The organism is Mesorhizobium sp. B2-3-6 (genome assembly GCF_006442305.1).
In the GTDB taxonomy this organism is placed as follows: domain Bacteria; phylum Pseudomonadota; class Alphaproteobacteria; order Rhizobiales; family Rhizobiaceae; genus Mesorhizobium.
The window spans coordinates 296,761-321,042 of the sequence record NZ_VFVW01000002.1; the positions used below are offsets into that span (position 1 = coordinate 296,761).

Consider the following 24,282-nt stretch of genomic DNA (forward strand, 5'->3'; position numbering starts at 1 on the left):
CCCATGGCAACGGTTTCCCTCCAAAAGCTGACCAAGCGCTACGGCAATGTCGGGATCGTGCACGGCATCGACCTCGACATCGCGGACCGCGAATTCATCGCGCTGGTCGGCCCCTCCGGCTGCGGCAAGTCGACGACGCTCAGGATGATCGCAGGGCTGGAAGAGATCAGCGCCGGCTCGATCGAGATCGGCGGCCGCGTCGTCAACGATTTGCCGCCGCGTTCGCGCAACATCTCGATGGTGTTCCAGTCCTACGCGCTTTATCCCCACATGACGGTGCGCGAGAACCTCGGCTTCTCCCTGAAGATTGCCGGGGCCGCCAAGGAGGATATGGAGCGCCGCGTCGCCGAAGCCTCGGCCATCCTCGGCCTCGACACGCTGCTCGACCGTCGCCCGTCGCAACTTTCCGGCGGCCAGCGCCAGCGCGTCGCCATGGGCCGCGCCATCGTACGCGATCCCGACGTGTTCCTGTTCGACGAGCCGCTTTCAAATCTCGACGCCAAACTGCGCACGCAGATGCGGACCGAAATCAAGAAGCTGCACGCCAAGGTGCGGTCGACGGTGATCTATGTCACCCATGACCAGGTCGAGGCGATGACGCTTGCCGACCGCATCGTCATCATGCGCGACGGCCATATCGAACAGGTCGGCACCCCAGACGAGGTGTTCCGACGGCCGGCGACGCGGTTCGTCGCGGGCTTCATCGGCTCGCCGCCGATGAACCTGCACGAGGCGACGATCGATGACGGCCAGCTGGTTTTCGCCAGCGGCGAAAAGCTGCCATTGCCTAGCCAATTCAAAGCCAATGTCGCCAGGGGTAACAAGGTGGTGTTCGGGTTGCGGCCCGACGACATCTACCCGACCGGCCATGGTATCAGTTCCGGTGGTGCCGCAGACGTCCACCAGATCGAATTGCCGATCACGGTCACCGAACCACTCGGCAACGAGACGCTGGTGTTCGTCGAATTCAATGGCGCAGACTGGGTTTCGCGCATGCTGAACCCAAGAGCTTTGAGATCGGGCGAGCGGATGGCCATGAGCCTCGACCTGTCGCAGGCGCACCTGTTTGCCGCCGACACGGGAAAGTCATTGCGGAGCTGACGACATGGCCACGATCGAAAAGATAGAACTGCGGATGGTGGACCTTGTGCCGAAGGTCAAGCGCACGGACGCGATCCAGAGTTTCGTCAGCCAGGAAACGCCTCTCGTCACGATCACCGATTCCGACGGCGCCGTCGGCACCGGCTACAGCTACACGATCGGCACCGGCGGCTCGTCTGTGATGCGGCTCTTGTCCGACCATCTGGCGCCGCGCCTGATCGGCCGCGACCCCGACATGATCGAGGCGATCTGGCACGATCTCGAATTCGCCACACACGCCACCACGATCGGCGCGATCACGGCCATCGCGATCGCGGCGATCGACACCGCGCTTTGGGACCTGCGGGCGAAGAAGCAGGGCCTGCCTCTGTGGAAGCTGGCGGGCGGCGCCAAGGACCGCTGCCCGCTCTACACGACGGAGGGCGGCTGGCTGCACATCGAGACGCAGGCGCTGGTCGATGACGCGCTGGCCGCGAAGGCCAAGGGATTTCGCGGCTCGAAGGTGAAGATCGGCAAACCGCACGGATCGGAAGATCTGGCGCGGCTGGCGGCGGTGCGCAAGGCGGTGGGCGACGGCTACGAGATCATGACCGACGCCAATCAGGGATTCTCCGTCGACGAAGCGATCCGCCGCGCAGCGAGGCTGCGTGAACTCGATCTCGCCTGGATCGAGGAGCCGCTGCCGGCCGACGACATCGATGGCCATGTGCGACTGTCGAATTCGACGCAGACGCCGATTGCCATCGGCGAGTCGCTCTATTCCATCAGGCATTTCCGCGAATACATGCAGAAAGGCGCCTGTTCGATCGTGCAAGTCGACGTCGGCCGCATTGGCGGCATCACGCCCTGGCTAAAGGTGGCGCATGCGGCGGAGGCCTTCGACATCCCGGTCTGCCCGCATTTCCTGATGGAATTGCATGTCAGCCTCACCTGCGCTGTTCAGAACGGCCGGTATGTCGAGTACATTCCGCAGCTTGACCAGTTGACCGGCAAGCGCATGCGCATCGAGGATGGGCACGCGCTGGCACCCGACGAGCCCGGCATCGGCATCGATTGGGACTGGGACGCGGTCAAGGCCATGAGCATCGCCGAATTCACCACGGCGATCACGAAATAGGGGAACGAACATGCAGCGGATGGGAATGGTTCTGGGACTGAAGCCGGAAAAGGTCGAGGAGTATGTGCGCCTCCATGCCGCCGTCTGGCCCGACGTGCTGACCATGATCTCGGCTTGCAACATCGAGAACTATTCGATCTACCTGAAGCGGCCGGAGAACCTGCTGTTTGCCTACTTCGAATACCACGGCACCGACTATGCCGCCGACATGGCCAAGATGGCGGCAGACCCGAAAACACAGGAATGGTGGGCCCTCTGCATGCCTTGCCAGGAGCCGCTGGCGACCCGCAAGGAGGGCGAATGGTGGGCTTCGATGGACGAGGTCTTCCATCATGACTGAAGGCGGTTTCGACCCTGCCTCACTCATCCAGTCCTGGCCTAAGCCTACAAAGCCCCGGCCGATCGTCACCTTCGGCGCAGGTTCGATTGTCGGCGATGCCCATTTTCCCGCCTACCGGAAGGCCGAGTTTCCGGTTGCCGGCCTCTATGATCCGGACCAGGCCAAGGCGCGGACGTTGGCCGAGAAATGGGGTGTCACCGCATTCCGCTCCGTGGAAGAAGCCGCCGGAATCAACGATGCGATCTTTGATCTCGCGACACCGCCCGGTCGGCATGCCGAGATCCTGAAGGCGCTTCCCGAGGGGGCGGTCGCACTGATCCAGAAGCCGATGGGCAACTATCTCGGCGAGGCAACCGAAATCCTCGAGATCTGCCGCGCCAGGAAGCTCAAGGCCGCGGTGAATTTCCAATTGCGTTTCGCGCCGATGATGCTGGCGCTCAAGGATGCCATCGCCAAGGGATGGCTCGGCGAGGTCGTCGACTTCGACGCCTGGCTGGCGCTGGCGACACCTTGGGAGTTGTGGGAATTCCTGCTCAAGGCGCCGCGTGTCGAGATCGCGATGCATTCGATCCACTATCTGGACCTCGTCAGACAATTGCTGGGCGACCCCAAAGGGGTGCACGCCAAGACGCTCGGCCACCCCAACCATACGGTGGCGCAGACGCGCACCAGCGCCATCCTCGACTATGGCGACACCGTGCGCTGCGCGCTGTCGATCAATCATGATCACAAGTTCGGGCGCCGGCACCAGGCCTGCGAATTCCGCATTTGCGGCACCGAGGGCGCGGCCTATCTCAAACTCGGCCTCAATCTTGACTATCCCCGCGGCGAACCGGATGTCCTGGAAATATACCCGAAAGGCGGGACGGATTGGATTGCCGTGCCACTCGCCGGCGAATGGTTCCCCGATGCCTTTGTCGGGCGCATGGCCAATGTCCAGCGCTTTGCTTGCGGGGAAGACGACGAGCTGGTCAGCTCGGTCGAGGACGCCTGGAGCACGATGGCGCTGGTGGAAGCCGCCTATAAATCGAGCGCAGCGCCGGCGACGCCACTGGCCGAAAGGCCGTAAGGCAGGACATGGAACAGATAATTTATTTCGAAGACTACGAGATCGGCTCCTCGCGGCTGACCAGCGGCCGCACCATTACCGAGACCGACTTCATCGTCCATGCCGGACACACCGGCGATTTCTTCCCACACCACATGGACGCCGAGTTCATGAAGACGACGCCGTTCGGTCAGCGCATCGCGCACGGCACGCTGGTGTTCTCGGTCGGCATCGGACTGACGGCAAGCGTCGTCAATCCCGTTGCCTTCTCCTATGGCTATGATCGGCTGCGTTTCATCAAGCCGGTGTTCATCGGCGACACGATCCGCACGCGCACCACCATCGCGGCCAAGGAGGACGATCCGAAGCGGCCGGCCGCGGGCCGGGTGATCGAACGCTGCGAGGTGATCAACCAGCGCGACGAAGTGGTGTTGGCCGCGGATCACATCTACATCGTCGAACGCAAACCCGGCTGAGGCAGCGCTACGATCCCGTGGCGCGGGCGGTGATGCGCTCCAGACCGAGCAGCAGCGCCAGGGTCGCCACCACCAGGATCATGGTGAGCGCTGCTCCCGCAAAGATGTCGCCTCGGTCGGTGAGGCTGAAGATCGACACCGGCAGCGTCACCCAACCCGGCGGATAGACCATCACGGTGGCGCCGAGTTCACCCATCGACAGTGCGAAGCTGAGCCCGAACGCCGCGACCAGATAGGGTGCGAGCAGAGGCAAGGTGACGTGCCAGAGGCGGTAGGCCGGCCGCGCGCCGAGGCTCGATGCCACCTGCTCGAAATCGGGCGAGAGTCGCGCCAGTCCGGCCGACACATTGCCGAAGGTGAAGGCTGAGATCAGCACGAAATGGGCGATCATGACGATCGCGATCGTACCGTTGAGCAGCAGCGGCGGATGGCTGAAGGCGACCAGCAGGCCAAGGCCGACGGAGACCGAAGGCACGGCGCTGGGGATGAAGAACAACAGGCCGAGCAGGCGCCGCAGCGCATGCCCCTGGACCCGCAGCGACAGCGCCGCCCAGGTGCCGCTGACCAGCGCCAGCGCGCTGGCTGCAAAACCGGTGAGAAGGCTCGCCTTGACCGCATCGCCGGCCGCGCCATGCAGGACGTCGCTGTAGTGTTCCGTCGTCAGGCTGCTCGGCAGCACCCCGTTCCACTGGCCGGCAAGGCTGGACAGGAGAATGACCGCAAGCGGCGCCAGGAACAGCACACCGAAGATCAGCGCGAAGAGGAGCCACAGAACGAGGCGACCGGAGCGGGACCAGACCAGCATGGCTAGACCCCCAGCCGGCCGGCTGCGAAACGATAGAGCCCGAACAGGCCGAGCGACAGCGCGATGTTGATCAGGGCGATGATGCAGGCGACCTGATAGGCCGATTCCTGGATCGCCTTGCCATAGATCAGCAGCGGCAGCGTGATGACCCCCTTGGCGCCGATGAACAGCACGATGCCGAACTCGTTGACGGTGAGCAGCAGGCAGAGGCTCCCGCCGGCAATGAGTGCCGGAATGGCGGCCGGCAGGATGATTTGGCGCACGATGCGGAACGACCGCGCGCCGAGCACGCTTGCCGCTTCGATCTGGCCGCGGTCCACCAGCGAGAAGGCGGCAAGCAGCGGCCGCAGGATGAACGGCGTGTAGACAGTGACCTCGGCCAGCACCACGCCCCAGCTCGAATAGAGGAAATCGACGGGCGGCGACGGCAGTGAAAAGGTCTCCATCAGCCCTGCGTTGAGCATGCCTGCGGAGCCGTAGAGAAAGGTGAAGGCGAGCGTCACCAGGAAGGTCGGCAATGCGATGAAGGTGTCGATCAGCCTGGCGATGAAGCCGCTGCCGGGGAACGGAACGAAGGCCAGGATCAGTGCCAGCACGAGACCGACGATCAGGCACCCGGCAGTCGCGGTAACCGAAATCGTCACCGTGTTGATCAGCGCGTTGAGGAAGAAGCGCGAATGCAGGACGCGGATCACTTCGGCGACATTGGCAACGCCGCTGTCGTCCAGGAAGGCCTGCCGGGCGATGAGCGCCAGCGGATAGAAGAACAGCAGGGCCAGGAGTGCGGCCGGCGGCACGATCCAGAATCTGCCAGGCTCTCTCCTGACCGCTGGCGAGGCGATAGCGACAGCCTCAGACACCGGCGTCTTCCGGAACGAGCGAGGTGTCGGTGGGCGCGAAGAACAGCGGCACCTTGGCGCCGGGTTCCGGCAGGGCCATCGGCAGTCTCGTCGCCGAGACGCGCACCGTCGTGCCGTCGACATCGAGCACGAGATGGGTGAGTTCGCCTTGCCAGTGCACCTCCAGGAGCGTGCCGACAATGCGATTGGTATGGTCGCCATCGGCCGTCAGGCTGAGGTGCTGGGGCCTGATACAAAGCAGGCTCTTGTCGCCGACCTTCTCGTCACGGCCGGTGCCCATCAGCACCGCGTCGCCATGCCTTGCCGCGGCAAAACCCTTGGAGCCGGCAGCCTCGGCAATGGTGACCGGCAGTAGATTGGCGCGGCCGAGGAACTCGGCGGTGAAGCGGTTGGGCGGACGGCGGTAGAGCTCGGTCGTCGGTCCATGCGAACAGACCGAGCCGTCGCGCATGATGGCGATCTTGTCGGCGAGGGTGAGCGCCTCTGTCTGGTCGTGAGTGACATAGAGGATCGTCAGACCCGGCAGGCTGCGGTGCAGCCTGGCGATCTCCTCGACCATATTGCGGCGGATCTGTGCGTCCAGCGCCGAAAGCGGCTCGTCAAGCAGCAGCACGCGGGGCCGCACGGCAAGAGCGCGCGCAATCGCGACACGCTGCTGCTGGCCGCCGGAAAGCTCGCGCGGATAACGTCCTGCATAGGCAGCCATGCCGACGGTACCGAGTGCATCCTTGACCCGCTCGGCGATCAGCGCCTTGTCGGCGCCCTGAGCCCTGAGGCCGAAGGCGACGTTGTCCTCGACCCGCATATGCGGAAACAGCGCGTAGTTCTGGACCACCATGCCGAGCCCACGCTCATAAGGCGGCAGATCGGTCACATCCGTCGCGCCAATGCGGATTCGTCCGCTTCTCGGCCGCACGAAGCCGGCCACCGCCCGCAAGGCGGTGGTCTTGCCGGAGCCGGACGGGCCGATCATCGCCAGGATCTCGCCGGGAGCAATATCCAGGGTCAGCGGATGCAGAACGACATGCGCGCCATAGGCGACAACGACCTTGTCGAAATGGACGTTGGAGCCGGCGCCGCGAACCTTCGCGGCGTCGATGTCCATGACACTGGTCCCAGTAAAAGCGGCGGCCGACATGGCATGGTCCTCCGGATTGGCAGGGATCAACTTCCGGTCGCTTCGTTCCACCGCTTGACGTAGTCGGGCAGCTTGGCCAGAGCGTCATCCCAGTTCGGCGACCAGATGGTCAGGCCCTTCATCGCCTCTTGCGCCTTCGCGAAATTGGCGTCGTTCGGCGTCACATCCTTGCGGGCCGGCAGGCCAAGAGCCACGGAACTGACCTTCGACTGAGCTTCCTTTGAGAGCAGGAAGTCGATCAGCTTCTTGCCGTTGTCGGCATTGGGCGCGCCGGTTACCAGGCCGATCTCATAGGGCAGCGCAAAGGTGGAGCGCACGCCGTCAGGCCCCGCCGGCCAGAACACCTTGATGTTGGGATTGTCGGCCATTTGCGACATGTTCATCTGCAAATCGCCGTTGGCGACATGCAGCTCGCCCTTGTTGACCAGCGCCGTCAGCTTGCCGGTCGAAGCGGAGGGGCCGACATTGTTGTCCTGCAATTTCCTCATGAACTCGAAACCTGCATCCTCGCCGCCGAAGGCATGGATGATCTGCAGCATGACAGCGGTGCCGTCGCCGGCCTGGCCGGGCGTCGAGTATTGGATCTTGCCCTTGAATTTCGGGTCCAGCAGATCGTCGTAGCTCTTCGGCGCTTCCGAAAGCACGGCGCTGTTGTAGATGAAGTTCATGTAGTTGTTGACCAGCGGCCGGTATTTGTCGGTGCCGCCGTCGATCTGGTCCGCCCCTTCGGGCTTGTAATCCTGCAGCAGGCCGCCGGCGGCGGCGCGCTGCACGAAGGGCGGCAATGTCACCAGCACGTCCGCTTGCGGGTTCGACTTCTCCTTGGCGACACGCTCAACGACACCGCCCGAACCAGCCTCGATATACTGCACTTTTATGCCGGTGGCCTTGGTGAAGGCGGCGAACTCGGTTTCGAACCAGCTGCCGTTGCCGTCATGCAGGCCATCGGCGGAGTAGATGGTGACGACGCCATCTGCCATCGCCGGTCCGATGAGGGCAGCCGACGCCAGCAACGCGGCGAAAGCCGCGACCATGGTTGCGTTGCGTGATTTCATGTCCAGTTCCCCTTTTTTGATTGATGGCACATTCTGCGATGCACTGTGGCGACCGCGCCGGCTGCTTCTGCTTCGATGGGTGCCGGCAGCGTCGTCGTTAAGTGCAACTCTGGGGATTGGGAATCGATAAGTAAAATCTATTTATTTTATGACAGGCAAACTTCATCTGATAGTTGTCATGGAACCGTCGCAGTCATGTCGCGAACATATTTCGGCCTGCTCAGGGCAGGCCGTCGAAGCGTTTGAGCAGGTGATGATCAGACGAATGAAACGCCAGAAGTCTGCGCCCGCAACCGCGGGTCGGACGAGCGCACGATCACCGGCCGGCCGTCGAGAATCTCAAAGCAGCGCGCGAGCGTGTCGTCCTCGAGCCGGCGCATCGCCTGATGCGTAAAGAAGGTGAGGTGCGGGAACAGGATGACGTCGTCGCGGCCGAAAAGCGCGCCCATCGGATGGCCCGACTTGGCCAGCGGCTCGACCGAATAGACGTCGAGCCCGGCGCCGCCGATGCGCTCGGAAACGATCGCCTCGACAAGGGCCGCCTCGTCGATGAGCGCGCCGCGCGAGACGTTGACGATGATGGCGGAAGGCTTGAGGCAGGCGAGTTCAGCCTTGCCGATCAGGCCGCGCGTGCTGTCGTTCAGCACGCAATGGATTGAGACGAAGTCGCAGGCGCGAAGCATTGCCTGGAGGTCGTCGGCTTTTTCGATGCCGGCGGCGCGCATCGTTTCGGCGTCGACACCGGGATCGAAGCCAAGAAGCCGCGCACGAAATCCCTGGCCGGCCATGCGCGCCATGCTGCGGCCAATTTTGCCACAACCGACGATCCCAAGCGTGGCGCCTGAAATGTCGCGTCCCAGCCAGCGCGGCTCGGGCCAGATCCAGCCATCGCGCGATACCGCCGCGGTGATGGCGGGCAGCCGCTTGGCCAGCGCGACCATCATGGCGAAAGCACCTTCGGCGACGGTTTCCTCGGCATATTCGGGCACGTTGACGACGGGGATACCGCGCCGCATGGCAGCGGGGATATCGATGGCGTCGATACCGACGCCATATTTGATGATGCCCTTCAACCTGGGCGCCGCGTCGATCACCTCCGCAGTGACTGGCGTGTAGCACATCAAGAGCAGATCGGCGTCGGCGACCGCGGCTTTGAGCTCCGCCTCGGAAATGCCGTCCGGCAGCGTCACCAGCTCGACACCCCTTGCCCGCAAGCCGGCATCGATGCCTGGGCATTCGAGCTCGCGGTCGGTGCGGACGGCCTTCACGGTCAGGCCGCCAGCACGGCGCGTTCGACGATATCGAGCGCACGGTCGAGGTCGGCTTTCGAAATCACCAGCGGCGGCGACAGCGTCAGCACGTTGCCGTGGCTGACCTTGAAGCTCAGCCCCCGTTCGAGGCAGGCATAGAAGACGCGTTCGGCAAGATCGCGCGCGGGCTGGCGCGAGGTACGGTCCTCGACAAGTTCGACGCCGACCATCAGTCCCCTGCCCCTGACATCGCCGACATGGGGCGAACGCCCCATCAGATCCTGCATGCGTCCCAGCATATGCCGGCCAAGCTCGGCCGCACGCTCGACCAGTCCTTCTTCCAGGATGATATCGATCGTCGTCAGCGCCGCGCGCGTCGTCACCGGGTTCTTCTCGTGGGTGTAGTGACCGATGGCAAAACCGCCGGTGACGTCGAGATCGCGGCGGGCGATGACAGCGGCGATCGGCAGGATGCCGCCGCCGAGCGACTTGCCGAGAACGACGATGTCCGGCGTCACGCCGTCATGCTCATGGGCGAAGAATTTTCCGGTCTTGCCAAGGCCGGTCGGGATCTCGTCGAAGATCAGCAGCGTGCCGTGCCGGTCGCAGGCCTCGCGCACCCGATTCCAGAAACCGGGCGGCGGCGGGTTGGGCGTTGCCCGCATCGGCTCGGCGACGACCGCAGCCACATCCTGTTCGCGACCGAGCACATAGGCGATCATGTTGGCGCAGGCGAGCCCGGAGGCTTCCAGGGTGCCGTGGCCGTAAGGACAGCGGTAGCCGTCCCAGGGCGCGACATGTTCGGTGCCGGTCATCATCGGGCCGGCGATATGGGAACGGAAGGTCGCTTCGCCGCCGACGCTTGCGGCACCGAAGCCAGCGCCATGAAAGGCATCCCAGAACGAAACCGTCTTGAAGCGGCCGGTCGCGGCGCGCGCGATCTTCAGCGCCACCTCGATGGCGTCGGAACCGCCTGTCGTGAACAGCACCTTGCCGAGATCGCCGGGCGCCAACTCGGCCAATTTCTCGGCCAGTTCGACAGCGGGTTCGCAGGTGAAGCGGCGCGGCGCAAAACAGAGATCGTCGAGCTGTTTCTTGATCGCGGCGACCAGCTTCGGATGGCCATAGCCGAGATGGTGCACGCTGTTGCCGTGGAAATCCATGAAACGGCGGCCGGCGGTGTCCTCGATCCAGATGCCTTCGGCCTTAGCGATCGTCGAAAGACAAGGGCTGGACAGGCTCTGGTGCATGAAGGCCGAAGCGTCGCGGTCAAGCAGCCCGCGGATGCGTGGATCGTCCTGGCCGGAATCCCAGCGGCTGCGGGCCGCCGTGGTGTTGGAATCGCCCTCGGTATGCACAAGCTCTTTGATCGCGGCCATAACCATCTCCGAAACGCGAATGAGGGAGCGTGGAACGCTCCCTCGGTTGTTCTGTCAGCCGAGCCGTCCGGTCAGGACCAGGGCAGCGAAAACGTCTTCACATTGGTATAGCTCTTCATTGCCTCGATGACGCCTTCCTTGTAGCCATTGCCACTGTCCTTGATGCCGCCGAACGGCGACATCTCGATGCGGTAGCCCGGCACTTCCCAGATGTTGACGGTGCCGACCTCAAGGCCGGTGATGTATTTCTGCATGCGCGGAAACGAGTTGGTGCAGACGCCCGAGGACAAGCCGAAGGCGGTCGAGTTGGACAGCCTGATCAGCGCCTCGTCATCGTCCGGTGCGCGCACGATCGGGATGATCGGCCCAAACGTCTCTTCCATCACCAGTTCGGATGTGTGCGGCACGCGATCGACGACGATCGGCGGCAGCAGCGCGCCTTGCCGGCCCGGATTGTAGAGGATTTCGGCGCCCTGCCCGGCGGCCATGTGGACACGAGCTTCGAAGAGTGCCGCCGCCTTCTCGTGCACGACGGTGCCGAGATCGGTCGTGCGGTCCATCGGGTCGCCGAAGCGGATCTTTCGGGCCCGCTCCAGCACCAGCGACACGAAGCGGTCGGCGACGCTTTCCTGGACAAGGATGCGCTTGACCGCCGTGCAGCGCTGGCCGGAGTTCTTCGTGGCGCCGGCGACGGCGAGATCCGCGGCCCTGGCCAGATCGTCGTCCGAGAGATCGTTGAGGACGATCAGCGGATCGTTGCCGCCGAGCTCCAGCACCTGGCGCTTGTAGCCGGCGGTGCGGGCGATCATCTTGCCGACCGGCACGCCGCCGGTAAAGGTGATCAGGTCGATATTGTCGTTGGTGATCATCTCGTTGCCAATGTCGGCCGGCCAGCCGGTCACCACCGAGAGCATTTCCGGCGGCAGGCCGGCTTCGTAGAGGATGTCGGCCAAAAGCAGCGCCGTCATCGGCGTCAGTTCGGTCGGTTTGACCACCACGCAATTGTTGGTGGCGATCGCCGGCGCCACCTTGTGCGAGACCATGTTGAGCGGATGGTTGAACGGGGTGATCGCCGAGATCGCCTTCAGCGGCTCGCGCGTGGTGAAGATCTTGCGCGCCTTGCCGTGCGGGGTGAGATCGCAGGAGAAGATCTGGCCGTCATCCTGGATGCACATCTGCGCCGACAATGTGAACACGTCATAGGCGCGGCCGACCTCATAGAGCGAATCCGCCTTGGAAATGCCGAGCTCGAGCGTGATGAGATCAGATATTTCTTCCCGGCGCGACGCCAGTTTTTCCGCCGTGCGGAACAGGATCTGCTGGCGCTCGTAGCGCGTCAACTTCGACCTGTAGCCGGCGGCGATCTCGAAGGCCTGGCGGGCATGCTCGGCGCGGCCGGCGGGCACGGTGCCGATAACGGCATTGGTATAGGGGTAGTGGACAGGAACGACGCGGTCGGCGTCGACCTTGCGACCAGCTATGCGCATCGGTTCGTGGCGGACTTTGATCGAAGTATCGAGCTTGGTCATCGGTTCCGTTCCAGCAATTCGAAGGAGAAAGTGGTGCAACGGATTGTCGACCCCCACTCCGGCCCTTCGGGCCACCTCTCCCCCGATCGACGGGGGAGAGGAAATCAGGTGAGGTCGGCGCCACCACGTTTCCGGGCTAAGCCGCCGCTAGCCCTGGCGCCTTTCCTCTCCCCCGTCGATCGGGGGAGAGGTGCCGAGCGAAGCTCGGCGGAGTGGGGGGTCGACAATCACGCTCGAGATCAAGCCTGCGCGGCCGCCATCGTCGCGTAGTAGAACGCGTCGAAGTTCCTCAGCACGGGCTCATCAGGCAAATCGGCCAGCACGCGGTTGACGATGAACGGAACCTCCTGCTCGGTCAGCCCGCCATGCGAGCGCAGCGGCTCGTTGAGGGCTGCCAGGTCGTGGCGGTGTTCCGAGGTGCCGACGGTCTTGTTCTGCGTCGAGATCAGCACGATGTCGCCGATGCGGTCGGCCGGCAGTTCGAAACGCTCGCAGGCGGTCGGGCTGTCGACAACCAGCATGATGCCGTCGATCTTCGCCAGCCGCGCCATGATGTCGGCCTGATCGGCGCCGTCAGGAAGGTAGGCGGTGGCGAACGAGCCTAGCGCGCCGTGATGCACGACATAGGGATCTGTGATCGGCAGGATGACGCGCGCGGCATCCTTGCCCAGCCATTCGTCGAGCAGGTCCTGGACATAGACGACGTCAGGCGAACCATCCTGCTTGTGCTTGGGCTTCATGCCGTGGTCGGCGGTCACCACGATTGCCGCGCCCAGCGCATCAAGCTCGGCCAGGTACTTGTCGAACATCTCGTAGAAGGCGTTGGCCTGCGGCACGCCGGGTGCGTATTTGTGCTGCACATAGTCGGTGGTGGTCAGGTACATGATGTCGGGGCGGAATTCCTTCAGCAGTTGGACGCCGGCGGCGAAGACGAATTCCGACAGTTCGGCCGAATAGACTTCCGGCACCGGCAGCCCAAAGTGCTTCGAGGCATTGTTGATGCCGTGCTCGGCCTTGGTGGTGGTGTCGGATTTTTCGGCCGAGAAGCACAGCGCGCGGCCGTCGTCGAAGGCGAGGCCCTTGCCGAGCAGCGCACGCAATTTGTCCTTGGCGGTGACCACCGCGACCTTGGCGCCGGCATCGTAGAAGGCCTGGAAGATGGTCGGCGCGCGCAGGAAACGCGGGTCGTTCATCATCACTTCCTTGCCGGTTTCGCGCTCGTAGAGGTAGTTGCCGCAAATGCCGTGCACCGACGGCGGGCGGCCTGTGGCGATCGACAGATTGTTGGGGTTGGTGAAGCTCGGAATGACAGAATGCGCAAAACGCACCGTGCCTTTCTGCTTGATCTTCTCCAGCGCCGGCATCAGCCCGGCCTTGATGGCTTTGTCGAGATAGGCCGGCTCGCAGCCGTCGAGGCAGATGGCGATGGCCGGCACACGTGGCCAGGCGTAGGTGCGGCCGTTGACCGCGACATTGATGGGAGACATCTGGTTCATCGAAATCCTCAAAAATTCTGCCGCTTCAGGCGGCGAGTTTGGCGCGCTCGGCGATTGCCGCGGCGGGAGGAGCGGCGGTGTCGACGTTCATCTCCTTCAGCGACTGCGCCGCCGCCTCTACGACGCGGCGCATGACATGTTCGTCCATCTGGCCGATGCAGCCGATACGGAAGCTATCGACGACGGTCAGCTTGCCCGGATAGATGATGAAGCCCTTGTCCTTCATCAGCTCGTAGAAGCGGTCGAAGGCGAAGTTGGCGTGGGCCGGGTTGAAGAAGGTGACGATGATCGGCGACAGCCAGCGATCCCTGAGCAAAGTCTCGAAGCCGAGCTCGCGCATGCCGGCCACCATCACGTCGCGGTTCCTGGTGTAGCGGGCGCCGCGGCCGGCAACACCGCCCTCGGCCTCGTGCTGGCGAAGCGCTTCAAGGAAGGCGGCGACGACATGGGTCGGCGGAGTGTAGCGCCACTGCCCGGTCTTGTTCATATGCGCCCACTGCGCATGGACGTCGAGCGACAGCGAATGGCTGCGGCCCTTGGCGGCTTCCAATTCGCTCTTGCGGGCGATGATGAAGCCGAAGCCCGGCACGCCCTCGATGCACTTGTTGGCGGACGAGACCATCGCCTCGTAGCGGATCTCGTTCACGTCGAGCGCGATGGCGCCGAAGGCGCTCATGGAATCGACCAGCAGCTTGCGGCCCTTGGCATGGACGGCTTCGGCAATCTCGGCGACGGGGTTGAGGATGCCGGAACTGGTCTCGCAATGGATGGCGATCACATGCGTGATGGCAGGATCGGCCTCGAGGGCGGCGGCCACCTCGTCGCCGCGCGGCGGCAGGTAGTCGCCCTTGTCGATCAGCGTATAGGCGCGGCCGAGATACTGCATGGTCTGGGCCGCGCGCAGGCCGTAGGCGCCATTGGCCAGGACCAGAACCTTGCCGTCCTTCGGCACGAACGAACCCAGCATCGCCTCGACGCAGAAGGAGCCGCTGCCTTGCATCGGCACACAGTCGAATTCGCCTTTCGCATCGCCGGTCAGCGCCAGCAGGCGGCGGCGCATGTCTGACGTCATGGCGCGGAAATCGCCGTCCCAGGATCCCCAGTCGCGCAGCATCGCCTGCTTGACCGGATAGGAGGTGGTGAGCGGCCCCGGCGTCAGCAGGTACGGCTCGCCCAGCGCCGGACCGGCCAATGGCTCCGCGGCAAATTTCGTCTCGGCGAGCATAGTGTCCTCCGCTGCTTTTTATGTGGAGACATTCTTGGCTGGAACGACGTATTTGTAAAATCGTTATTTTGTATTGATGTATAAGCTCACCCGATGATCTGGCTTGCAGTCGAATTATTGCCCGGCGGGATAATCGCGCCTCCAGCCGAGCGCAGCCTGCGTGGTATCCATGACATGTGCGTGACCGTGGGCGATCATCCCCAGATATAAGAAGAATCGTTCCTTCATGCCTTTTTGCCTGCGAGGCTTATGATAGGGTGGCGGCCGGAACTCGGATCTAGAAAGCTGAGAACATGCGCTACGTTCAATTGCGAGCCTTTCACCAGGTGGCGATATCAGGCGGGTTTTCACGTGCCGCGGAAGCGCTGTTCCTGACGCAGCCGGCAATTTCGGACCAGGTGCGCAAGCTCGAGGAAGAATATGACGTGCTGCTGTTCAACCGGAACAAGAAGCAGGTCACGCTGACCCATTCGGGCCAGAAGCTGCTCGAAATAACCCACCGCATGTTCGACACCGAGCAGCAGGCGCTCGAGCTTCTGACGGAATCGCGCGCCCTGCGCTCCGGCACGCTGCGCATCGTCGCCGACGCCGCGCATCATCTGCTTCACATCCTCGGCAGTTTTCGCGCGCGCTATCCCGGCGTCCAGGTTTCGCTACGCGCCGGCAACACCGAGACGGTAATCAGCAGCCTCTACAGCTATGATGCCGACATCGGCGTGCTGGGCGAGGTGCCGACCGGACGGGACTTCGAGGTGCTGAAACTCAATTCGACGCCGATCATCGCTTTTGCGTCGGTCGATCATCCGCTGTCGGGCAAGAAATCATTGAGCCTCAAGCAACTCGCGCAGGAATCGCTGGTCATGCGGGAGCGCGGCTCCAAGACGCGCCAGAAGCTCGAGGATCTGGCCGCGGCATCGAAGGTCGAACTCAGGCCGGTGATCGAGGCCGAAGGCCGTGAAGCCGTCCGCGAGATCGTCGCCTCGGGTGCCGGCATCGGCTTTGTCTCGGCGGCCGAATTCGGCCAGGATTCGCGGCTGGTAGCGATCGCGCTCGACGCGCCTGAGACGTTGATGGACGAAGCGCTGATCTGCCTGCGCGAACGCAGCGGCGGCAAGCTGGTGCGCGCCTTCCTCGACATGGCGCGTTCGATGTCGGCGGATTAGGCGGCGGCCCTGATCTCCTCCACATCCGCTTTCACCCGTTCCGACTTCGGATCGTAAGGGGTGCGCAAATGTGCCGTGGCCGCGTGGCGAACGCCGGCAAGATCGATCTCGAAACGGCCGCTAGCCAGAAACGCAGCGTCGACGCCCGTCTCGTTCTCGATCAGCCCGAGCGCCACCGAGCGGCCAAGCGTGTGACCGTAGGCGGCCGAGCGGACCTCGCCGACGGGCTTGCCGTCGCGCAGGATCAGCTCGCCGCCCCACAGCATCGGCTCGGCATGGTCGAGCGTGAACAGTACGATGCGTTTTGCTGGCGCTGTCGACGGCTTGGCCTCGACCAGCGCGTCACGGCCGATGAAGCCACCCGGTTTGTCCATGGCGACGGCGAAGCCAAGCCCCGCCTGCCAGGGGGTAATGTCAGGCGTCAACTCACGGCCCCAGGCGCGAAAACCCTTTTCGATGCGCAAGGCATCAAGCGCGTAGTAGCCGGCGTCCAGGAGGCCGAATTCGCCGCCAGCCTCGTGCAGCGCCTCGTAGACGCCGACGGCGAATTCCGTCAGCACGATCAGCTCCCAGCCGAGCTCGCCGACATAGGTCATGCGGTTGGCGTAGGCGGTAGCGTAGCCGATATCGATCTCGCGGATGGTGGCGAAGGGGAAGCCGGCGTTGGAAAGATCGGCCGACGACAATTTGCCCAGGAGATCGCGCGAGCGCGGCCCCATCAGCGCCAGCACCGCGTAGGACGAGGTGACGTCGGTCACGATGGCATGTGCGTCCGGTGGGATGTTCCTGGCGATCCAGTCGGCGTCGTGGACCGCTTGCGCCGAACCGGTGACGATGAGGAATTTTTGCGCACCAAGTCGCATTACGGTGAGATCGCTTTCGTACCCGCCGCGCGCGTTGAGCACGCCCGTGTAAACGGATGTACCGACCGGTACATCGACATTGCCGGCGCAGATGCGGTTGAGCAGGGCACAGGCGTCGCGGCCCTGCACGAGAAGCTTGGCGAAAGAGGTCTGGTCGAATACGGCAACAGCCTCGCGCGTCGCCTTCATTTCGCGCTTGACTGCCTCATGCCAGTTCTGGCGGCCGAAGGCATAATCGTTCCCGGCCCTCTCTCCCGGGGCCGCGAACCAGTTGGCGCGCTCCCAGCCCATCTTGGAACCGAAGCAGGCGCCCCTGGCGGCCAGCCGGTCGTAGAGCGGCGAGCGGCGGAAGGGTCGGGCGGTGTCCAGCTCGCGGTTCGGCCACGGCATGGCGTAATGCAGACCGAGCGTCTCCTTGACGCGATCATGCAGCCAGCGCGGATTGTTGTTGAAGGCGGCGAAGCGCCTGATATCGACAGGCCACAAATCCATGGTCGGCGCGCCGTTGACGATCCACTCGGCCAGCGCCTTGCCGGCACCGCCGGCGCTGGCGATGCCCATCGAGTTAAAGCCGGCGCCAACATAGAAATTCTTCAGCTCCGGCGCCTCGCCGAGGAGAAAATTGTTGTCGGGCGTGAAGCTTTCGGGACCGTTGTAGAACTTCTTGACCTCGGCTTGCGCCAGTTGCGGCACGCGCACCAGCGCGTTTTCCATCAGGATCTCGAACTGGTCCCAATCGTCCGGCAGCAGCGCGAACTCGAAATTCTCGGGGATGCCGTTCATGCCCCACGGCTTGGCATGCGGTTCGAAGCCGCCCATAACCAGCCCGCCAACCTCTTCCTTGAAATAGATGAAGCCGTCCGGATCGCGCATCACGGGCAGGTCCGGATACACACCCTCGATCCGGCCCGTGACGATATACATGTGCTCGGCCGAATGCAGCGGCACCGAGACGCCGCACATCAGCCCGACCTTACGCGCCCACTGGCCGGCGCAGTTGACGACGATCTCGGCGGCGATGTCGCCGCGGTCGGTCTCGACACCGCAGGCGACGCCGTTTCTCACCATGATGCCGGTGACCTTGACCCGCTCGAATATCCTCGCGCCGCGATTGCGCGCGCCCTTGGCGAGCGATTGCGTGAGATCGGTCGGATTGGCCTTGCCGTCGCCAGGCAGCCAGACCGCGCCGACCAGATCGTCCGTCGCCATGACCGGCCACAGATCGCCGGCTTCGCTCGGCGAGATGACGTCGATCTCAACCCCTTGCGCACGCGCCGAGGCAGCCGTGCGCTTCAGCACCGTCATGCGGTCAGCGGTGCGCGCCACCGACAGCGAGCCGCAATTCTTCCAGCCGGTCGCGAGACCGGTCTCGGCCTCCAGTTCGCCATAGAGTTGAGTGGAGTATCTGATCAGGCTGGTCATGTTGGAATGGCTGCGCAATTGCCCGACCAGGCCCGCCGCATGCCAGGTGGTGCCGCCGCTGAGCTGCCCCTGTTCGAGCAGGACGACGTCGGCCCAGCCGAGCTTCGTCAGGTGATAGGCGACGGAGCAGCCGATGATGCCGCCGCCGACGATCACGACGCGTGCCTGCGTGGGAAATTCATGAGCCATGAGCGTTCCGCCATCTTGAGGGTGGCCGGCAAGCTAACACAGGAAAGCCAAATATCAAGTCAAAAACTCACAAAATATCACATCAAGATGCGACGATCAGCTCCGGCCCTTTTTGCAAAAGGGCGTCGGCAAGCGCAGGCTGCGGCCGGGCGTCGACGACAACGCCGGCGGCGCGGTCGAAATTCGGAATCCTGAGCGGCGTCAGCTTGCCGAACTTGCTGCTGTCGAGGACGAAATAGGTCTTGCCGGCGAGCGCGATCATGCGGCCGCGCTGCTCGGCACCGGCCCTGGTGAAATCGGTCACCTCGCCATCGGGGGACAACGCGCCGCCGCCGAGAAAGGCGATGTCGACGCGAAAGCGCGCCATTGCATCGAGCGCATCGATGCCGGAAGCGGCCTCCTCGCCTGGGTCGACTTCACCGCCCAGTATGTGCACACGCATGCCGGGGACATGGCACAGATGCAGTGCAATCTTCAGGCTGGTCGTGCAGATAGTGAGATCGCGCAGGTCGTTCATGGCATGCGCGACGGCCAAGGTGGTGGTGCCGGAATCGAGGAAGACCACCATACCGCTGCTAACGAGGCCGGCCGCCGCCCTGCCGATCGCCGCCTTGCCGTGCGCATTCTCCCGGCTGCGCAGGCCCATCGCCGGCTCGCTCGGCTCGAAGCGAGCGGCGCCGCCATGCACGATGCCGAGCCGTCCCTGGTCAGAAAGCAGCTTCAGGTCGCGGCGGATGGTCTCGCGCGAGACGTCGAAAAAGCCGGCCAGTTCGGCGACGCTGACCGAGCCCTGGGCACCCAGGCGCCTCAGGATCTCGTCATGACGGCGGGGAGCAAGGGCACGTGCCGGCAGACGGCTGTCGGGGGACATGGAGGGCCTCATATCGAACGAATGATGTTGCGATATGTGGCAGTGAACCGCCCGGGAGGCAACCGCGAGGACGGCGTGGCCATGGTCGATCGATAAGGTCTGGCCTGTTCGGGTGCTGACCCGGCGTCAGCGTCCGCGCAGACTTTGCAGATTGTGCACGTGGACGTGGTCGCCGGCCGCCACGGCAGCCGTCAGGCGGCCGATCGCCTCGCCGTATTTGCGTATGGTGGAGCCGGCGGCCAGGTCGTGCAACGCCAGCTTGTGACCGGCTTGCAGCGCGGCGCCGGCCTTGAGGACAACCCCCTCGCGGGCGCCTCGCGTCGTCACTTCGGCGCCTGCCTCGACTGGTTCGACGAGGACGGCCACGTCGTCGTCAGCGTGCAGCACTATGGCTCCAGGCTTGCTCATGCGCCGGCAAGCCGGACCTGGACGCCGGTCGCGTCTTCGCGCAGCTTCAGCACGGCGCCGACATCCTTGCCGGCCATGCCAGCGTCCATCGCCTCCCTGAGCACGGCGAGCGTGGCGCCCCCGACCGGCGTCTCGACGCCGAGCGCGTCGTTCATCGCCAGGGCAAGCCGGCAATCCTTGTGGGCAAGCTTGACCATGAAGCCTGGCTCGAAGTCGCCCTTGAGCGCGCGATTGTGCATCGCCACCGCCAATTGCTGGTTCCAGGCCATCGTCGTCTTCAGCACGTTGATCATGGTGTCGAGCGTCAGGCCCGCCTTGGCGCCGGCGACCAGCGCCTCGGAGCTGGCCGTTATCAGCACGCTGGCCAGCAGGTTGTTGGTGAGCTTCATTGCCTGCCCCATGCCGAGCCCGCCGCAATGGATGAGGTCGGCCCCCATGCTCGACAGGATCGGGCGCGCGCGCTCCAGCACGGCGGCATCGCCGCCGATCATCAGCGTCGAGGTTCCGGCGATGGCGTGCTCCACCGTCTTGCCAACAGGGCTGTCGATCATGTCGACGCCGCGTTGCGCCAGCCATGCGCCGATACGCTGGGTGGTCTGCGGGTCGATCGTGCTCATGTCGATATAGAGGCTGCCGGCCCTGAGGCCATGACCGATGCCGTCGGCACCGAGCACGGCGGCCTCCACATCAGGCGCATCCGGCAGCATGGTGATGACGATTTCCGATTGCTGTGCAACCTCGCGCGGCGACGCCGCCGCCCGAGCGCCGGCCTCGACGAGTTTTTTCACCGCCACGGGATTGAGGTCGAAGACCGTCAGCGCGTGTCCCGCCTTGAGCACGTTGCGGGCCATGGGTGCGCCCATGGTTCCAAGCCCGACAAAACCGACTGACGTCATGGATCAACTTCCTTCCCTGAATTACTCTGAATGCGCGTGCCGCCCGAACTCCTCAGGACGGCACTTTCCACTGGTCGAGCTGCCATGCCGGCAGGCCACGCAGATCCTTGGCATTCTTGTCGGTGAAGCCGCTTTCGTCCGGCACCTTGCCCGTGCCCTCATAGGCTTTCTGAAGCAGCGGCGCCGCCTTGCCGAAGGCGGCCTTGACCTGGTCCCAGCTCAGCGCCTCAGGAATCATCTTGCCGGCAACCATGAACTGGGAGATTTGGCTGATTGCCGCCGCATCGCCTTCGGTCGGCCAGATCCAGCCGCGCTGGAAAAGCACCTCGTCGCCGATGACCTTGGCGCCCAGCGCAGGATCGAGCCCCCAATATTTGACAACCGACTGCGAGATCTCCCGCGGGTCGATCTTCTGGAGATCGGCAAGCGCGCGTTGCGCGGCCGTCAGGAAGGCCTGGCCGAGCGCGGCATCGTCGCCGACGATGCGGTCGCTGCAGATCCAGAAGGAACGGTGCAAATAGTAGCCGTCGGGGTAGAATTTCGACTTCTTGACGCCGGGCAGCATGTGGCCTTCGCCCTCGCCCGCGGGTCCGCTGTAGCCGGCCTCGGTATAGCCGAACGAATTCATGATCCCGGTGAGGCCGGTTTCGGCATTCGCCTTGAGGAAGGCCGGGTAGATCACCACCGACGCGTCCATGCCCTCCGGGAGGGACGCGGCAACGGCCTGGGTCGGCGTGTTGACGATGTTGATGCCGAAGGCGCGCGGGTCGGCGTCGCCCAGTTCCTGCAGCAGCATTTGCGAGAGCGCGTTGTAGGGGTCGCCGCCGACAAGCGCGCCGACGGTCTTGCCCTTGAGGTCGCCGATGTTCTTGATGGCGGAGCCCTTGCGGGTCGCCAGCACCATGCGCATGTGGCCCTCACCGACGGTGAGAATGTTGATCGGCTGCGCCTGCGAAAGCAGCCGCACGATCGGGGTGTTGCCCCACATGCCGATGTCGAGATCGCCGGAGACGAAAGCCTCCACCATCGGCAGCGCGGAAGGATAGTCGCGCCAGTCGACTGTCAGGTCGTAGCCGAGTTCGGCGGCCGCCTTCTCGAGCAGCTTTTCGTTGATCATGCGTTGCGTCAGCGGCGAGTTGCCAGCCGCGTAGGGCTGGCGGCCGATTGAGACCTTGGCCGGCTTGCGGTCCTGCGCCCGCACGATCGATGGCATGGCCAGCGCGGCAGCCGCGGCACCACTCAGGACTGCGCGTCGGTTGAATGCGGTTTCCAGAAGTTTCCTCATGACAATCCTCTCCCTGTTGTCGTTTCAGTTCATCGTTGCGCGGTAAGCCTCTTCGCGGATCAGTTCCCAGATCGATTGGCTGAGCCTGGCGAAATCGCCGGAGCGCCGCGTCTCGTCGCCGCGTGGCCTGGGCAGGTCGATGTCGATGACCTGCTTCAGGCGACCCGGATGGCTGCTTAGCACCGCGACCCGGTCGGCCAGGAACACCGCCTCGTCTATGGCGTGCGTGATGAAGACGACCGTCCGCCGCTCGGCAGCGGGGCGGTCCTGCCCCCAGATGCGCAGCAATTCGTCTTGCAGGATGACGCGGGTCTGCGCGTCCAGCGCCGCTAGCGGTTCGTCCATCAGCAGGATTTCCGGCTCGTTCGCCATCAGGCGCGCCAGTGCCACGCGCTGGCGCATGCCGCCCGATAGCTGGTGCGGGTACTTGTCCTCGGAGCCGGTCAGGCCGACCATTTCGACGGTGCGGTTGACGCGGTCGGCGCGCTGCGCGGGCGAAAGCCCTCGCCCGGCCGGCCCATAGATCAATCCGAACTCGACATTGCCGCGCACGGTGCGCCAGGGAAACAGGGCATAGTCCTGGAACATCACGCCGCGTTCGGCCCCCGGTCCTTCGATCGGCCTGCCGTTCAGGCTCATCGTACCCGACGTCGGCCTGTCGAGGCCGGCGAGCATGTTGAGAACGGTCGTCTTGCCGCATCCGGATGGGCCGACGATAGCCATGAACTCGCCGGCCTTGATGTCCAGCGACAGGCTGTCGACCGCCACCACGGAGGCAGATTCCCCGAAGGATTTGCTGACGCCGTCGAGGCGGATCTTGGCATCGCTCATGGCTGGCTCCACGGCACGGCGAAGGCGAGTGCGGCACGCAGGATGCGGTCGAGCGCGAAGGCCACGATGCCGACCGCGATCATGCAGACCACCATGCCGTTGAGGTTGATCGAATAGGCGTAGAAGACGAACATCATCTGGCCGATGCCGCCGCTGCTGCCGGACTTGGCGCCGACCGCAAGTTCGGCGGCAATGATCGCCGTCCAGGCGATGCCGAGGCCGATGCGCATGCCGACCAGAATGGATGGCAAGGCGGCCGGCAGCAGCACCACCCGCATCCGCGTCAGCGGCGCCAGCCCCATGGTCAGCGCGGCGCGCATCAGACTGGGCTCGATACGCTTCACGCCCGAGATGGTGTTGATCAGGATCGGGAAGAAGGCGGCATAGGCAACGATGGCGACAGCTGCCCCGGAGCCCGAGCCCAACCAGAGGATAACCAGGGGCAGGATGGCAAGTGCCGCTATCGGCCGGAAGGTCTCGACCAGCGGATCGAGATTGCGCTCGACGGCCGGCATGCTGCCCATGGCGATGCCAAGCGGGATCGCCAACAGGGCCGCCGCCGCGAAGCCGGCGAAGACCCGTCCGAGGCTGGTGGCGAGACCGGCCACGAGATCGCCGTCGCGCAGCATGGAAATGGCCGTTTCGGCCACCGTGCTGGGGCGTGGCGCCTGGGCGGAGCCGGACGCGAGAGCTTCCCAGACGACCAGCAGCAGCACCGGAACGATGAGGCGAAGCGCAAACCTGTTCATCGCGCCACCTCCGTCCGCGCCCACGGAGTCAAGACATCAGAGAGCCAGCGCAACCCCTTGTCCGTCAGGAAGCCGAGCAGGCCGATGGCGACGATGAAAGCCATCACCGTCGGCGTCAACAGCATGCTGCGGTAGTATTCGATGGCGTAACCGAGGCCGTTCGGCGCTCCTACCAGTTCGGCAGCGACGACGGCGGTCCACGAGGCCGCCACCGCAAGCCGCGCCGAGACCAGGATCGCCGGCAGCGCCGCCGGAACGATGACGCGCCGCATGATCGCCCGCCCGGACAGGCCCATCGTGCTGGCCGCCGCGACGAGCCGCCTGTCGACGGCGGCGGCGCCCGCGGCGGTGCCGATCAGCAGCGGGAAGAAGGCGGTATAGAACATGATGAACAGCGGCAGCCGATGGCCGATGCCGAACATGTAGAGCGCAAGCGGTATCCATGCGATGCCGGCTATCGGCCGCAGGATCTCCACCGGCAGTTCGAGCAGATCGTTCCAGAGCCGGCTGCGGCCCATCAGCAGCCCGAGCGGCACCGCCACCGCCGCGGCAGCCGCGACGCTTACCAGCAGACGGGCCAGACTGATCCCTGCATTGCCGAGCAGTTCGCCGTTGAGGGCCGTATCGCGCAGCGCAAGCGCAACCGCGACCGGCGACGGCAAGAGCAGCTTCGAAGGCACGAAGAACGAGCCGACATACCAGGCAAGGACGAACAGGCCCATCGTGCGCAAATACACGAACAGGCTGGTCAGGCGCGCAAAGCGCATTGTCCTTTGGCCGGCATCG

General features: G+C 64.4%; 23 protein-coding genes. 6 read left to right on the top strand and 17 right to left on the bottom strand.

All coding sequences use genetic code 11. The features are described 5' to 3' along the window. Positions 1 to 3 precede the first annotated feature (3 nt). From ugpC to FJ953_RS07145, 5 genes are read left to right on the top strand one after another with little or no spacing between them, the layout of a single operon-like run. A complete protein-coding gene (gene ugpC / locus FJ953_RS07125) occupies positions 4 to 1,101 on the top strand; it encodes a sn-glycerol-3-phosphate ABC transporter ATP-binding protein UgpC (RefSeq protein ID WP_140562477.1) in 1,098 nt (365 codons plus the stop codon). A gap of 4 nt (positions 1,102 to 1,105) precedes the next feature. Further along, a complete protein-coding gene (locus FJ953_RS07130) occupies positions 1,106 to 2,218 on the top strand; it encodes a mandelate racemase/muconate lactonizing enzyme family protein (protein ID WP_140623726.1) in 1,113 nt (370 codons plus the stop codon). Between the two features lie 10 nt (positions 2,219 to 2,228). Further along, positions 2,229 to 2,558, top strand: a complete 330-nt coding sequence (locus tag FJ953_RS07135; protein ID WP_140497605.1) for an L-rhamnose mutarotase — start codon at positions 2,229 to 2,231, stop codon at positions 2,556 to 2,558. Beyond that, a complete protein-coding gene (locus FJ953_RS07140; RefSeq protein WP_140623728.1) occupies positions 2,551 to 3,627 on the top strand; it encodes a Gfo/Idh/MocA family oxidoreductase in 1,077 nt (358 codons plus the stop codon). Before FJ953_RS07135 ends, FJ953_RS07140 begins: the two co-directional genes overlap by 8 nt. An 8-nt stretch (positions 3,628 to 3,635) precedes the next feature. Then, positions 3,636 to 4,082: a MaoC/PaaZ C-terminal domain-containing protein gene (locus tag FJ953_RS07145; protein ID WP_140551264.1), complete on the top strand. Its 447-nt coding sequence runs from the start codon at positions 3,636 to 3,638 to the stop codon at positions 4,080 to 4,082. Between the two features lie 7 nt (positions 4,083 to 4,089). Here the strand turns inward: FJ953_RS07145 and FJ953_RS07150 are convergent, their stop codons facing one another. The 9 genes from FJ953_RS07150 to FJ953_RS07190 all read right to left on the bottom strand — a co-directional run bounded on the left by FJ953_RS07150 (position 4,090) and on the right by FJ953_RS07190 (position 14,819). After that, positions 4,090 to 4,887, bottom strand: a complete 798-nt coding sequence (locus FJ953_RS07150) for an ABC transporter permease subunit (protein WP_140514512.1) — start codon at positions 4,885 to 4,887, stop codon at positions 4,090 to 4,092. Between the two features lie 2 nt (positions 4,888 to 4,889). Next, positions 4,890 to 5,747, bottom strand: a complete 858-nt coding sequence (locus FJ953_RS07155; protein WP_140497597.1) for a 2-aminoethylphosphonate ABC transporter permease subunit — start codon at positions 5,745 to 5,747, stop codon at positions 4,890 to 4,892. Then, complete coding sequence (locus FJ953_RS07160; RefSeq protein ID WP_224680228.1) at positions 5,740 to 6,852, bottom strand: ATP-binding cassette domain-containing protein; 1,113 nt, start codon at positions 6,850 to 6,852, stop codon at positions 5,740 to 5,742. The genes FJ953_RS07155 and FJ953_RS07160 overlap by 8 nt, the downstream gene beginning before the upstream one ends. A 59-nt stretch (positions 6,853 to 6,911) precedes the next feature. Continuing rightward, positions 6,912 to 7,940, bottom strand: coding sequence for a 2-aminoethylphosphonate ABC transporter substrate-binding protein (locus FJ953_RS07165; RefSeq protein ID WP_140623730.1), 1,029 nt, complete (start codon positions 7,938 to 7,940; stop codon positions 6,912 to 6,914). A 257-nt stretch (positions 7,941 to 8,197) separates the two neighbouring features. Further along, complete coding sequence (locus tag FJ953_RS07170) at positions 8,198 to 9,208, bottom strand: NAD(P)-dependent oxidoreductase (RefSeq protein ID WP_140623732.1); 1,011 nt, start codon at positions 9,206 to 9,208, stop codon at positions 8,198 to 8,200. A gap of 2 nt (positions 9,209 to 9,210) precedes the next feature. Further along, the gene (locus FJ953_RS07175; protein WP_140555608.1) at positions 9,211 to 10,569 is read right to left on the bottom strand and encodes an aspartate aminotransferase family protein; all 1,359 of its coding nucleotides are present in this window, start codon (positions 10,567 to 10,569) and stop codon (positions 9,211 to 9,213) included. 71 nt (positions 10,570 to 10,640) lie between these two features. Beyond that, on the bottom strand, positions 10,641 to 12,098 hold the full coding sequence (phnY, locus tag FJ953_RS07180; protein ID WP_140623734.1) for a phosphonoacetaldehyde dehydrogenase: 1,458 nt from the start codon (positions 12,096 to 12,098) through the stop codon (positions 10,641 to 10,643). A gap of 239 nt (positions 12,099 to 12,337) precedes the next feature. After that, positions 12,338 to 13,594, bottom strand: a complete 1,257-nt coding sequence (phnA, locus tag FJ953_RS07185) for a phosphonoacetate hydrolase (protein WP_140623736.1) — start codon at positions 13,592 to 13,594, stop codon at positions 12,338 to 12,340. A gap of 25 nt (positions 13,595 to 13,619) precedes the next feature. Then, positions 13,620 to 14,819, bottom strand: a complete 1,200-nt coding sequence (locus FJ953_RS07190) for a 2-aminoethylphosphonate--pyruvate transaminase (protein WP_140583903.1) — start codon at positions 14,817 to 14,819, stop codon at positions 13,620 to 13,622. A 293-nt stretch (positions 14,820 to 15,112) separates the two neighbouring features. On the opposite strand from FJ953_RS07190, the gene FJ953_RS07195 reads away from it, so the two are divergent. After that, positions 15,113 to 15,982: a LysR substrate-binding domain-containing protein gene (locus FJ953_RS07195; protein ID WP_140497582.1), complete on the top strand. Its 870-nt coding sequence runs from the start codon at positions 15,113 to 15,115 to the stop codon at positions 15,980 to 15,982. Here the strand turns inward: FJ953_RS07195 and FJ953_RS07200 are convergent. The 8 genes from FJ953_RS07200 to FJ953_RS07235 all read right to left on the bottom strand — a co-directional run bounded on the left by FJ953_RS07200 (position 15,979) and on the right by FJ953_RS07235 (position 24,263). Next, positions 15,979 to 18,456, bottom strand: coding sequence for an FAD-dependent oxidoreductase (locus FJ953_RS07200; RefSeq protein ID WP_140623738.1), 2,478 nt, complete (start codon positions 18,454 to 18,456; stop codon positions 15,979 to 15,981). The two genes, FJ953_RS07195 and FJ953_RS07200, sit on opposite strands and share 4 nt — an antisense overlap. A gap of 82 nt (positions 18,457 to 18,538) precedes the next feature. Beyond that, positions 18,539 to 19,327 carry a DeoR/GlpR family DNA-binding transcription regulator gene (locus FJ953_RS07205; RefSeq protein ID WP_140623740.1) on the bottom strand — a complete coding sequence of 263 codons (789 nt, stop codon included), beginning with the start codon at positions 19,325 to 19,327 and terminating at the stop codon, positions 18,539 to 18,541. Between the two features lie 126 nt (positions 19,328 to 19,453). Further along, positions 19,454 to 19,735, bottom strand: coding sequence for a UxaA family hydrolase (locus tag FJ953_RS07210; protein WP_140623742.1), 282 nt, complete (start codon positions 19,733 to 19,735; stop codon positions 19,454 to 19,456). Then, entirely contained in the window at positions 19,732 to 20,631 is a 900-nt protein-coding gene (locus tag FJ953_RS07215) for an NAD(P)-dependent oxidoreductase (RefSeq protein ID WP_140497574.1), read from the bottom strand. The genes FJ953_RS07210 and FJ953_RS07215 overlap by 4 nt, the downstream gene beginning before the upstream one ends. Positions 20,632 to 20,683: 52 nt before the next feature. After that, positions 20,684 to 21,916, bottom strand: a complete 1,233-nt coding sequence (locus FJ953_RS07220) for a PhnD/SsuA/transferrin family substrate-binding protein (protein ID WP_140497572.1) — start codon at positions 21,914 to 21,916, stop codon at positions 20,684 to 20,686. 24 nt (positions 21,917 to 21,940) lie between these two features. Continuing rightward, positions 21,941 to 22,747 (bottom strand): ABC transporter ATP-binding protein, encoded by an 807-nt coding sequence (locus tag FJ953_RS07225; RefSeq protein WP_140547458.1) that lies wholly within the window; start codon positions 22,745 to 22,747, stop codon positions 21,941 to 21,943. Further along, positions 22,744 to 23,496, bottom strand: a complete 753-nt coding sequence (locus FJ953_RS07230; RefSeq protein ID WP_140583911.1) for an ABC transporter permease — start codon at positions 23,494 to 23,496, stop codon at positions 22,744 to 22,746. Before FJ953_RS07230 ends, FJ953_RS07225 begins: the two co-directional genes overlap by 4 nt. Then, positions 23,493 to 24,263: an ABC transporter permease gene (locus FJ953_RS07235; RefSeq protein ID WP_140547332.1), complete on the bottom strand. Its 771-nt coding sequence runs from the start codon at positions 24,261 to 24,263 to the stop codon at positions 23,493 to 23,495. The genes FJ953_RS07230 and FJ953_RS07235 overlap by 4 nt, the downstream gene beginning before the upstream one ends. Positions 24,264 to 24,282: the final 19 nt, after the last annotated feature.

Coding starts and splice junctions, on each gene's coding strand:
- ugpC (WP_140562477.1), top strand. CDS start 4: ATGGCAACGGTTTCCCTCCAAAAGCTGACCAAGCGCTACGGCAATGTC.
- FJ953_RS07130 (WP_140623726.1), top strand. CDS start 1,106: ATGGCCACGATCGAAAAGATAGAACTGCGGATGGTGGACCTTGTGCCG.
- FJ953_RS07135 (WP_140497605.1), top strand. CDS start 2,229: ATGCAGCGGATGGGAATGGTTCTGGGACTGAAGCCGGAAAAGGTCGAG.
- FJ953_RS07140 (WP_140623728.1), top strand. CDS start 2,551: ATGACTGAAGGCGGTTTCGACCCTGCCTCACTCATCCAGTCCTGGCCT.
- FJ953_RS07145 (WP_140551264.1), top strand. CDS start 3,636: ATGGAACAGATAATTTATTTCGAAGACTACGAGATCGGCTCCTCGCGG.
- FJ953_RS07150 (WP_140514512.1), bottom strand. CDS start 4,887: ATGCTGGTCTGGTCCCGCTCCGGTCGCCTCGTTCTGTGGCTCCTCTTC.
- FJ953_RS07160 (WP_224680228.1), bottom strand. CDS start 6,852: ATGGACATCGACGCCGCGAAGGTTCGCGGCGCCGGCTCCAACGTCCAT.
- FJ953_RS07165 (WP_140623730.1), bottom strand. CDS start 7,940: ATGAAATCACGCAACGCAACCATGGTCGCGGCTTTCGCCGCGTTGCTG.
- FJ953_RS07175 (WP_140555608.1), bottom strand. CDS start 10,569: ATGGCCGCGATCAAAGAGCTTGTGCATACCGAGGGCGATTCCAACACC.
- phnY (WP_140623734.1), bottom strand. CDS start 12,098: ATGACCAAGCTCGATACTTCGATCAAAGTCCGCCACGAACCGATGCGC.
- phnA (WP_140623736.1), bottom strand. CDS start 13,594: ATGAACCAGATGTCTCCCATCAATGTCGCGGTCAACGGCCGCACCTAC.
- FJ953_RS07190 (WP_140583903.1), bottom strand. CDS start 14,819: ATGCTCGCCGAGACGAAATTTGCCGCGGAGCCATTGGCCGGTCCGGCG.
- FJ953_RS07195 (WP_140497582.1), top strand. CDS start 15,113: ATGCGCTACGTTCAATTGCGAGCCTTTCACCAGGTGGCGATATCAGGC.
- FJ953_RS07200 (WP_140623738.1), bottom strand. CDS start 18,456: ATGGCTCATGAATTTCCCACGCAGGCACGCGTCGTGATCGTCGGCGGC.
- FJ953_RS07205 (WP_140623740.1), bottom strand. CDS start 19,327: ATGTCCCCCGACAGCCGTCTGCCGGCACGTGCCCTTGCTCCCCGCCGT.
- FJ953_RS07210 (WP_140623742.1), bottom strand. CDS start 19,735: ATGAGCAAGCCTGGAGCCATAGTGCTGCACGCTGACGACGACGTGGCC.
- FJ953_RS07215 (WP_140497574.1), bottom strand. CDS start 20,631: ATGACGTCAGTCGGTTTTGTCGGGCTTGGAACCATGGGCGCACCCATG.
- FJ953_RS07220 (WP_140497572.1), bottom strand. CDS start 21,916: ATGAGGAAACTTCTGGAAACCGCATTCAACCGACGCGCAGTCCTGAGT.
- FJ953_RS07225 (WP_140547458.1), bottom strand. CDS start 22,747: ATGAGCGATGCCAAGATCCGCCTCGACGGCGTCAGCAAATCCTTCGGG.
- FJ953_RS07230 (WP_140583911.1), bottom strand. CDS start 23,496: ATGAACAGGTTTGCGCTTCGCCTCATCGTTCCGGTGCTGCTGCTGGTC.
- FJ953_RS07235 (WP_140547332.1), bottom strand. CDS start 24,263: ATGCGCTTTGCGCGCCTGACCAGCCTGTTCGTGTATTTGCGCACGATG.